The following is a 10,397-nucleotide window of genomic DNA, read 5'->3' on the forward strand; positions in this document are numbered from 1 at the left end:
GAACTCTGTTTGGAACTCTGTTTGTTAAATTGAGGGAAGTACCCTACCAAAGCGAGGTTTGGAAGCGGAAGTATCCGCGGCTCTTCAACATTTTGAATGATGACCCCGGGGTACCGAAAGGGAATTCTATAKTTCGGAATATTATTTACAAAACTAAGCCCATGAAACTGGCTGATACGGTGATTATGCACGGAAAGATCGAACATAACTTGCAGCTTAATGCTGATGTCGATTTGGGTTTTGAGGATGGTTCTCAGCTGAACTTTGCTTTGCGGCAAGATTCGGTCGTATTTCAACTCATCCCCGATTTCAAACCCATACCATTTGATAAAATTGGACTACTCGAAGAATTCAAATGAAGGTTGGGAAAAGTGACTTTTATTTAGTTTGAGTACCTACTCAATACTACCCCTATTTAGTAAAATTAAGGTTACAATAAGTAGCTAGCTGCGAGTCATATGACTTATAGCTGGCATTTTGCCGACGTATCAGGATTACCAACCATTTAGAATAATGATAAGAAGGAATATAAAATGAAAACATTTCATGATTATTGTACCCATGACGGTTTAAGTCGCATCGCGAATAAATTAGCAAAAGGCCAACAGGCGACAGTCGCCTTCATTGGTGGATCGGTTACAGTTGGAGAAGGGGCATCGGATTCAGAAGCCACAAGCTACCGGGCACTGACATACCGATATTTGGAGCGCAGATTTCCAAATGTGGCGTTTACTTTCATTAATGCAGCGATTGGCGGGACCACTTCTACCTATGGTGCGTTTCGGTTAGAGGATCATGTACTTGATCATGGTGGTGTCGATCTACTTTTCGTCGAGTTTGCCGTGAATGATGCTGGAAACCGCATCGAGTCCATCCGGGCGATGGAAGGCATCGTTCGTAATGCCAAGCGATGATATCCGCAAATTGACATATGTTTTATTTATACACCCGTTCGTTCTGGTTCTGAGCTCTTTATAGCTGAGCATAGGCTGCAGGACAATATCTATAACCATGAAGAAGTCGCTGAATACTATCGAGTGCCTTCCGTGAACATCGCAGGCGCTATTTATAGCAAGCTAGCTGAAGATGAGCTGCAATGGGAAGATATTAGCGGGGATACTGTTCACCCGAATGATTTCGGTTATTCTTTGTATGCAAAGGTAATTGAAGATTTCTTGGAAGAAGCGCTATTCGTTCCCAATGATAAGTCCGAAGATCCATGTGCACTCCCATCAGCGCTGGATTTGTTCAGTTATGAGAATGGTAAGCAAGTGTTGCCTTCACCCGCTGAGAGGGGGCCCGACTGGCAAATGGTCGAAGGCTGGACAACCGAGAAATACTTCAACTGGGCAATGCCTGCCGATATCTTTGTGGGAGAGAAGCCTGGGGCTGAGTTACAATTCAGCTTCACCGGAACGGCGGTTGGGATCTCCTTGCTGGCCGGAATGGACACCGGAAACATCGAGGTTTCAATTGACGGCGGAGACTTACGAACCATACCTCTGTTTGATTCATATTGCGTAAAGTTTTATCGACCTAAAATAGTCATGTTCTCCGATCAGCTTGATCGTTGCACACATACAGTAAACATACGCATCGCCAGTGAGAAGCATGAAACAAGCACTGGACATGCAGTTCGAATTTTGAAGCTGCTAGTGAATGAATAGAGGAGAGAGAATCTAGTGACACAACGACTTGGAATGATTTGCAGCTTTCGAGTGTCGCGGATAGCTTTAAGATAGCGAGTATTGCCGCATAAATGAAACGAAAAACGAGCAAAGAGAAGAAGTTGTTAACCTATTGCGCAAGGTGCAAGCCCTCCACGAGACGAACCCTATGCTAGGACAGCGGGGCTGCAGGCTTGGGATCGTATTTCCGGAAATTTATAATATGCAGATTGAGGCCATTTTCCGTGGGCTTCACGATGTATCGATAGAGGTATCCAAGTTCTTCCCGAAATTATGATTCCACTCGTTGGCCACGCTAATGAGCTGAAAATTTTGAGAGAGCTTGTTGATTTCGTGGCTCACCAAGTCTTGGGATTAGACAAACTTCGAGATTGTCCGTACAAGGTTGGAACTATGATTGAGGTGACACGTGCAGCACTTACAGCGCGCCAGATCGTAGCTCATAGAAGGAGTCGGACAATTAATAGAGATAGCTGTGAATACGGGGCGGCTCGTTAAACCGTCTTTAAAGACGGGCATATGCGGAGAACATGGCGGAGATAAAGAGTCGATTTTCTTTTGCCATTTGACTGGATTGGACTATGTGAGCTGTTCGCCATACCGAATTCCTTTGGCTCGAATTGCCGCAGCGCAAGCGTTTATCCTACACGGCGTTAGTGAAAAAAGTAACATAGCTATAGCGAATTAGGGGGAATTCAGGGATGGAGGAGAAAGTCCGTACGATCTTCGTTTGTTCGGACTCGATTGGGGAAACGGCTAATTCCGTCGTTCAAGCGACGATTCGTCAGTTTAATGCCAGTCAAGTTCATGTTAAGCGCTTTGGGACCATGCGTTCGGAGGAAGAAATTCAATTGATGATGAAGGAAGCTTCTAGAGTGGAAGGTTTTGTAGTCTACACACTAGTTCTTCCGGAATTAAGAGAGATGATGCGGCAAGAAGCCATTCGTTTAAACGTAACCAGTATAGACGTCCTWGGTCCTGTGATGCAAGCCTTCATAGATAATTTTCACGATTCTCCCAAGAGACAGGCGGGCTTGCTGCACCAGATGGATGAAGATTATTATAAGCGGGTCGAGGCCATTGARTTTGCAGTAAAATGCGATGATGGCAAAGATACAAGTGCRCTGAAACAAGCACATATTGTTCTTCTGGGCATATCTAGGACATCCAAAACACCATTAAGTATTTATCTCGCAYATAAGGGATATAAGGTGGCTAACTATCCATTAGTGCCGGAAGTGAAGCCGCCGAAAGACTTGTTTACGCTGAATAAAAGCAAATTAATTGGCTTGACGATGAGCGCAGATCAGCTCGTAAAGATCCGTACGGAACGGCTGAAAGCGGTAGGGCTGCCATTTGGCGCTAAATATTCGGCGATAGAAAGAGTRGCRGAAGAACTGGAATATGCCTATGGCTTGTATAAGCAGCTYGGATGTAGGGTGATCGACGTCACGGAGAAAGCAATTGAGGAAACGGCKGGYATCATTTTGGATGCCATGTGAATTTAAGTATTGTCATGCTGTCAATACGGGGTTAGTCTGCTATCGTAGTAAATAATTTGGGAATCCAGCAAACATTTGCTGGGTTCCTTTTTCTTGTTAACAATAAATTTGTAGATTCACCCCGGGACTACTTGAAATAATAAAATGAAAGGAGTATTATTAACTAAAATCTGAAATTTCAGTTGTGCAAACTGAGTAGCGAAAGGGGTGGGAAATAGGTGTATGAATTAGAGCACACCGAACTTTCAGAGAAAGTGTATCATTTGCTCAAAAAAAAGATTTTAAACCGTGAATTTATTGGCGGGCAAAGGCTTGATTTGAAYGATTTATCGCAAAAGATGAACATAAGCCGAACGCCATTAAAGGATGCTGTTAACCGTCTAGTACTAGAAGGTCTTATGGAAGTAAAGCCTCGATCGGGGACCTTTATCACGAGCTTAAAAGTATCGGACATTGAAGAAGTTTCTGAAATTCGCTTAATGATTGAGCAGTGGTGTATATCTCATCTTACAGAGTTGAAAGCACAACAATTGGTTAAAGCGCTTGAAGAAATCCTTGAAGATTTTAAGGGAACATTGCTTGTAAAGCCTTTTCCATTTGAACGTTTTCTTGAACTTGATGTAAGGTTCCACAATGAAATTGTTCAGGCAGGGGACAATCAACGAATGCTGGAGCAATATAGGTCCATTAATAGTTTTCTGTATGCAGCAAGGATCTACTACTTTCAAAGTTATGAACGTTCTTTCTCAGGTCACGACGAACATATTGCGTTTGTACAGGCACTAAAGCGATATGACTTCATCGATGCATGCGCAAAGCTTGAGGAACATATTAAGAATAGTAAGATCAATATGATTGAACATTTAAGTGAAAATGGAGGGGTCCTGTAAAGAGCTCCTTTTATATTTTAGTTAAACTGAAATTTCACATTTCAAATATCATCGATAGAGGAGATAGAAACATGAACAATACGAAAGCAACGACAATTGCAGGATACGATTTCGATTTCTTAGAGGGAAAATTATATTCAGCTGTTATTGGCGATATTTTGGATGATCTTGGTTATCGTAATCAAACTTTAGGCGCAGGACTTCGGTTAATTGATCCTAATTTGAAAATAAGTGGGCGCTCTTTCACTGCACAAGCAACAAAGGTATTTTCGATTCCAACAGAGCCCTATAAGTTGCAAATGGAAGCCATCGACGCTGTTTCAACTGGTGAGGTATTTGTAGTCTCTACGGGAGCTCCAGATGAAGCTGCTTTCTGGGGAGAGTTGATTTCGACAGCATGTCGTGCACGTGGAGGCAGAGGCGCTATTGTGGATGGTCTGAACCGTGATACAGCCAAAATCCTGGAAATGAAATTTCCTTTGGCTGCTAGGGGGCAGGTACCGACGGATTCTAAGGGACGTGTAAATCTTATCCATTACCAAGAGCCGATTGAAGTAGACGGCGTACGAATCCACCCTGGCGATTACGTGTTTGCTGATATCGATGGTATTGTATTCATTCCTCAAGATATTGAGGAGGAGGTTATTCAGAAGTCACTGGAAAAAGTAGAAGGAGAGAATCTAGTAAGGAAGGCCTTACAGGATGGGATGCTATGTACGGAAGCTTTCAAAACCTTTGGGATTCTTTAACTGGATAGATCGGAAATATACAAATTATTAATTTCATTTTGCCATAGAGGGGCTGATGTCATGAAGCTAGGTCTTGGATTATATCGTGATCGATTGACGAAAGACAATTTCCAGTTTGCCAAACAAGCAGGATGTACTCATATCGTTGCTCATTTGGTGGATTACTACAATGGTGTAGAAGGTTTGCCATCTACCGATAAAGACCGTAACATGGGGATAGCAAGGCCGAACGAAGATGTGTGGTCCTATGAAAGCCTGCTGGCATTAAAGAAATCCATGAATGATGAGGGATTAGAATTCGAAGCCATCGAAAACTTCAGTCCGGCGGATTGGTACGATATCCTAATGGATGGTCCAAAAAGAAAAGAACAGCTTGAGCACTTAAAGCAGATCATCCGCAACGTGGGTAAGGCTGGAATCCCGATTATTGGATACAATTTTAGCATCGCCGGCGTTTGGGGACATGTCAATCGGCCTGTGGCCCGCGGTGGAGCTGTAACGGCTACATTCAACCTCCAAGAAGGACCAGAAGAAACGCCGATTCCAAACGGGCAAATCTGGAATATGACGTATGATTTTAACGCATCGCAAGGGTATATCCCTCCGATATCATCTGATGAGTTATGGGAAAGATTATCGTATTTCCTTCGGGAGCTCATCCCTGTGGCCGAAGAGGCTGGGGTAAGACTAGCGGCTCATCCTGATGATCCACCAATGCCTACAATTCGCGGATATGGGCGATTAGTGAATCAACCGCATTTATACCAGAAGCTGCTTGATATCATCCCAAGCCATAGCAACGCATTGGAATTTTGCATGGGAACATTGCAGGAAATGACAGAGGGTAATGTCTATGAGGCGATCGACCAGTACAGCAAACAAAATGCGATAGGTTATGTTCATTTCCGCAATGTCATTGGCAAAGTGCCGAATTATCAGGAAGTGTTTGTCGACGAAGGCGATATTGATATGATTAAAGCGCTACGAATTTATAAGAAAAATAATTTTAACGGTGTTTTTATTCCAGATCATACCCCACAAATGACATGTAAAGCACCTTGGCATGCGGGAATGGCTTATGCACTAGGCTATATGAAAGCAGCACTATCCATTGTGAATAACGAATAATGGTTTGGAGGGGTCCTATGTTTACTGACTTAGAGGGTAAAGTAGCCGTGGTTACTGGCGCTTCGAAGGGGATTGGTCGTGGCATTGCGGTTCGCTTCGGGCAGGAGAAAATGAAAGTCGTGGTTAACTATCATCATGCTTCTGAACAGGCAGACATGGTAGTAGAAGAGGTGAAGAAGGCCGKGGGCGAGGCAATTGCTGTTCGTGCCGATGTATCCAAAGAGGATGAAATCAAACGACTTATCGAAACAGCCATAGATACATTTGGAAGCTTGGACGTTCTAGTTAACAATGCAGGTATTCAAACGACATGCCCTTCCCATGAATTAAGTCTAGAAGATTGGCATAAGGTCATGGATACCAACTTAACTGGTGCTTTCGTTGGGTGCCGTGAAGCCATAAAGTATATGTTGGCGAAAAATATTCAAGGGAATATCATCAATGTGTCGAGTGTCCATCAAAAAATTCCCAAACCATTTCATGTTCATTATGCTACAAGCAAAGGGGGATTGAGGATGTTGACAGAGACGCTTGCGCTTGAGTATGCTCCTCATGGAATCCGCGTCAATACAATTGCCCCTGGAGCCATTGCTACGCCAATGAATGAGCATATACTTTCCGACCCGAAGCAAAATGATGCAGTTCTTTCGCTTATCCCTATGAACCATGTAGGTGAACCGAAGCAAGTTGCATCAGCTGCTGCATGGCTGGCTTCGAGTGAAGCGAGTTATGTGACGGGAGTCACGCTCTTTGTTGATGGAGGTATGACACTGTACCCGTTCTTTTTGAAAGGATAAGGGGTGTTAATGATGGATTATTATCGTAAACAAAGAAATTATGGTTGCCGCGTTCATGATCAATATACGTACTATGGCATGCGTACAGTTGTACTGGAAAATGAATTAGTCCGAATTTCCATTCTCGTGGATAAAGGGACTGAAATTTTCGAGTATGTTTACAAGCCCAAAGATCTTGATTTTATGTGGTTGACTGAGAATGGCGTGCAAAATCCCAACGTGTATTTGTCAACATCACCCGATCCGATTTCAACATTTGTGGATTATTATCCCGGTGGGTGGCAGGAGGTTTTTCCCAACGGCGGGCCAACTAGCAGCTATTTAGGTGCGCAGTTCGGACAACATGGGGAAGTTGCGCATATGCCGTGGGACTACGAAATAACTCAGGATACGCCGGAGCGCGTTTCCGTTTGTTTTAGGGTCAGAACCAAGAAAGTGCCTTTTCAAGTAACCAAAACATTAACGCTGGAGAGTGGCTCAACGGCTCTTCTTATCGAGGAACTGATAGAAAATACGAGCGATATGCCTCTGCGTTATATGTGGGGCCAGCATATTGCTTTTGGCAAACCGTTTCTGAACCCTGGCTGTCACATTTACGTCCCCGATAAGGTTCGATATATTACAGAATCGACAGAATCGCCTGTAGCCTTGCCTGGAAGAGTGACCAGGGGCGCTACTTACGAGTGGCCGCACGGTGAAGCCGAAAACGGAACAGTAATTGACCTTTCCATCCTGCCAGATAGGAAGACGCCTTCCGATATCGTCTATCTTTACGGTTTTGGCGATGAGGCATGGTACCGCGTCGAGAACAAGGAATTAGGGATGGGGATGAAGGTAGCCTGGGATGGCGATGCCATGCCGTATTTATGGTATTGGCAGGAATTTGGCGCGACCGAATGCTATCCGTGGTACGGAAGGCATTATAATATCGGGCTTGAACCATTTTCAAGCTACCCAACACTAGGACTGGAAGAAGCAATCCGCAATGATAGCGCTGGTTACATCCAAGCGAGGGAGATTAAGCGCTTCTGGCTCAAAGCCACACCATTTCAAATTTAAGCGGGCGATTTATTAAGGAGCATCTCATTTTTCATTCGCATGCTATGCAGGAGCCCTCTTCTTGAGGGCTTTTTTGACCACATTAGAAAGTATAAGTTTTCGGTTCCCGAAAACACCTTTCTATTTGGCGATAAAACCTACATCTAAACGCGGTCGCTCATCTTTGAATGGCCTCGATAGAGGTTTTCTCATTGTCAAAATGGAAGGGATCAAGCCTTCGGTATTAGAGTCCAATTTTGCGCCACGCGCTTGGCGAACTGCCGATATGTTTCCGAAATACGGTCGTGAAGTGCTGACTGGTCTTAAAGCCTAGTTCAAAGGCTATTTCCGTGATGGAGGCATTCGTTTGCAAAAGGGAGCAAGCACGTTCCATTCGGATGCGCTCCATATAAGCGGCAGGAGACTGACCGAATATTTCGTGAAACACTTTATAAAAATGAGACTCGCTAATTTGGGATGCACGGGCGAGCTCGGCAACGGAATAGCGATCATTTGGCGTTTGTGACATTTGTTGGATGGAACGGATTACAGCTTCCTTGACCCCAGGCTCGATTGTCTTGGAAGAAGCAGGCTGTAGAAGTCCCATGATGATGTCGAGAACCTGATGTCTGGCAAAAAATGCCTTTTCAGGACTATCTGATTCTAATGTCGCCTTCAAGCGAAAGAATTGATCATGCACACGATGACCTGCGCGAAAAACCCGAGGTAGTTGCTGGAAGCGGGAAATGGCGAACTCGCGATCAGAGCCATCCAAGCGGAACCAGTCCGGGGTGTCCTCCGGATCCTCTACAATCATCCACCAAATCCGACTAGGCTCCAAATGATTAAAGCGCGCTTTATGAAGCTCCCCCGGACGGGTATAAAACCAGTGCCCAGCGCTCATTGGATAAGGGATGCCGTCGATCTCCCAAGTCGCGCTGCCACTTTGCAAATAGACGAATTCATATCTGTGATGATGACAGTGCAGGGGAATGGGATAAGCTTCTGCATATTTCTGGTAGCCAACGACGAGCAGTTCTGGAACGAGTCTGATATTTGTTGCGCTAATTAAATCCTCTGGATTTTCATCATGCGGAGGGTAAACCCATCGCATCGAAACAGACGAGTGCATTGTAGTCATGGCAAGTTCATCCTTTCATATGTTCGAATTGCTCCTATGTGTCTGATCCTATTTAATATGTTCTGGGAAGTCAAGTGTCAACCTATCTGGTACGCTAAGAATATTCAGAACAGAAGCAAATTATAGGCTGAAGAGGAGAGATCATATGGGTGAGAAGTTACAACGAGACTATAGTATTCTAGGATCAGAACGGCAAAAAGCGATCGAGAAAGGACTCGTAGCTTCAGATGAATGGTATCAATGCTCGATTCCACGAAAACGCATGAAGGAGCTTATGACTCGCAAGGACGCTCCGGCAATTCGAGACACCTTGCTCTGGATCGCCTTGACATTCGTACTGGGATATGTTGCCTATCTATCATGGGGATCGTGGTGGGCAATACCTGCTTTTTTCGTATACGGAACCGTCTATACGGTACCTGCCGTCTCGAAATGGCATGAATCCAGCCATGGCACGATGTTTCGCACGCCGTGGATGAACGAAGCCTTGTATCAGTTCACCTCATTTCTGATCTTAATTCAAGCGACGAACTTTCGCTGGACGCATACCCGCCACCACACGGATACGATCATCGTAGGCAGCGATCCGGAAATTATGGAACCGCGCCCTCCGAAGGTGCAGCGTGTGCTGCGGTATATTTTACGGGAATCATTTATTTACAGTACCTGGCCCTACCTGTTCAAGCATGCAATTGGACGTTTAACCACAGAGGAGAAGGAATTGGTTCCGATCAGCGATCAACAGAAATTGTTTTTGGAAGCTCGCGTATTTATTCTTGTTTATGGCGTTATTATCGCTTTGTGCTTTTATTTAGGGAGTATTTTACCGCTCATGTTCGTTGGGCTGCCCTCCTTCTATGGCGCTCTTGTGAACGGCTTGCTGGTCTCAACGCAGCATGTAGGTCTATTCGAAGACACGCTCGATCACAGGCTTTGTGCTAGGACGTTCTATACAAACCGTATTCTTCGGTTTCTGTACACCAATATGAATTACCATGTAGAACACCATATGTTTCCGATGGTTCCCTATTATAATTTGCCAGCTTTACACGAGGAGATCAAGCATGACTGCCCAGCTGCTGCCCCGAGCTTCACGGCCTCTGTCCGCGAGGTGTGGGTTGCGATCTTGAAGGCGCGCAAAGACAATTCCTATGTTGTTCCGAGGTACCGCAAATTTGCTGTAGAAAAGGCGAATGAGCGAAAACTTTCACCAGTATCCCAGTCGGTATAAGGATTAATTTAAATTTGAGAGGAAGATGAGAACATGGCAGGAAACAGAGCAGTTGTCTACAGTCAACCAGGTAGTGTAGAGGTACGTAATACGGATTATCCGGATTTGGTGCTGAAAGATGGTCCTGGTGTCAATCCATTAAACGTAGGACGAAAATGCGAGCATGGTGTCATCTTAAAAGTCGTAACTACTAACATTTGCGGCAGCGATCAGCATATGGTTAGAGGTCGGAC

Annotated in this window: 11 protein-coding genes and 2 pseudogenes; 12 read left to right on the forward strand and 1 reads right to left on the reverse strand. The window is 44.7% G+C overall.

Features of this window, described 5'->3' with window-relative positions:
- From AC1DVJ_RS28690 to AC1DVJ_RS28735, 10 genes and pseudogenes are all read left to right on the forward strand, one after another.
- Positions 1 to 359 (forward strand): hypothetical protein (locus AC1DVJ_RS28690; RefSeq protein ID WP_477595916.1); only part of this gene is annotated, 359 nt, incomplete at its 5' end.
- A 174-nt stretch (positions 360 to 533) separates the two neighbouring features.
- Positions 534 to 914 (forward strand): SGNH/GDSL hydrolase family protein, encoded by a 381-nt coding sequence (locus AC1DVJ_RS28695; protein ID WP_477595918.1) that lies wholly within the window; start codon positions 534 to 536, stop codon positions 912 to 914.
- 132 nt (positions 915 to 1,046) lie between these two features.
- A complete protein-coding gene (locus AC1DVJ_RS28700; protein ID WP_477595920.1) occupies positions 1,047 to 1,667 on the forward strand; it encodes a hypothetical protein in 621 nt (206 codons plus the stop codon).
- A 109-nt stretch (positions 1,668 to 1,776) separates the two neighbouring features.
- A pseudogene (locus tag AC1DVJ_RS28705) lies at positions 1,777 to 2,376 on the forward strand (putative PEP-binding protein); the annotation flags it as partial.
- A gap of 13 nt (positions 2,377 to 2,389) precedes the next feature.
- Complete coding sequence (locus AC1DVJ_RS28710; protein WP_477595922.1) at positions 2,390 to 3,190, forward strand: pyruvate, water dikinase regulatory protein; 801 nt, start codon at positions 2,390 to 2,392, stop codon at positions 3,188 to 3,190.
- A 218-nt stretch (positions 3,191 to 3,408) separates the two neighbouring features.
- The gene (locus AC1DVJ_RS28715) at positions 3,409 to 4,080 is read left to right on the forward strand and encodes a GntR family transcriptional regulator (RefSeq protein ID WP_477595924.1); all 672 of its coding nucleotides are present in this window, start codon (positions 3,409 to 3,411) and stop codon (positions 4,078 to 4,080) included.
- Positions 4,081 to 4,151: 71 nt separating this feature from the next.
- Positions 4,152 to 4,829 carry an RraA family protein gene (locus AC1DVJ_RS28720; RefSeq protein ID WP_477595926.1) on the forward strand — a complete coding sequence of 226 codons (678 nt, stop codon included), beginning with the start codon at positions 4,152 to 4,154 and terminating at the stop codon, positions 4,827 to 4,829.
- 60 nt (positions 4,830 to 4,889) lie between these two features.
- Positions 4,890 to 5,957, forward strand: coding sequence for a mannonate dehydratase (locus tag AC1DVJ_RS28725; protein ID WP_477595928.1), 1,068 nt, complete (start codon positions 4,890 to 4,892; stop codon positions 5,955 to 5,957).
- 17 nt (positions 5,958 to 5,974) lie between these two features.
- Positions 5,975 to 6,754: a glucose 1-dehydrogenase gene (locus tag AC1DVJ_RS28730; RefSeq protein WP_477595930.1), complete on the forward strand. Its 780-nt coding sequence runs from the start codon at positions 5,975 to 5,977 to the stop codon at positions 6,752 to 6,754.
- Positions 6,755 to 6,766: 12 nt separating this feature from the next.
- Positions 6,767 to 7,813, forward strand: coding sequence for a DUF4432 family protein (locus tag AC1DVJ_RS28735; protein WP_477595932.1), 1,047 nt, complete (start codon positions 6,767 to 6,769; stop codon positions 7,811 to 7,813).
- Between the two features lie 223 nt (positions 7,814 to 8,036).
- On the opposite strand, the gene AC1DVJ_RS28740 is transcribed toward AC1DVJ_RS28735, so the two are convergent.
- Positions 8,037 to 8,933: a helix-turn-helix transcriptional regulator gene (locus AC1DVJ_RS28740; RefSeq protein ID WP_477595934.1), complete on the reverse strand. Its 897-nt coding sequence runs from the start codon at positions 8,931 to 8,933 to the stop codon at positions 8,037 to 8,039.
- Positions 8,934 to 9,078: 145 nt separating this feature from the next.
- Between AC1DVJ_RS28740 and AC1DVJ_RS28745 the strand changes: the two genes are divergently transcribed.
- Together AC1DVJ_RS28745 and AC1DVJ_RS28750 are read left to right on the forward strand one after the other, a co-directional pair.
- Positions 9,079 to 10,164, forward strand: coding sequence for a fatty acid desaturase (locus AC1DVJ_RS28745; RefSeq protein WP_477595936.1), 1,086 nt, complete (start codon positions 9,079 to 9,081; stop codon positions 10,162 to 10,164).
- Between the two features lie 33 nt (positions 10,165 to 10,197).
- Positions 10,198 to 10,397, forward strand: a pseudogene (locus AC1DVJ_RS28750) (formaldehyde dehydrogenase, glutathione-independent); the annotation flags it as partial.

The sequence above is a fragment of the Paenibacillus sp. P4_A9 genome (genome assembly GCF_056402415.1).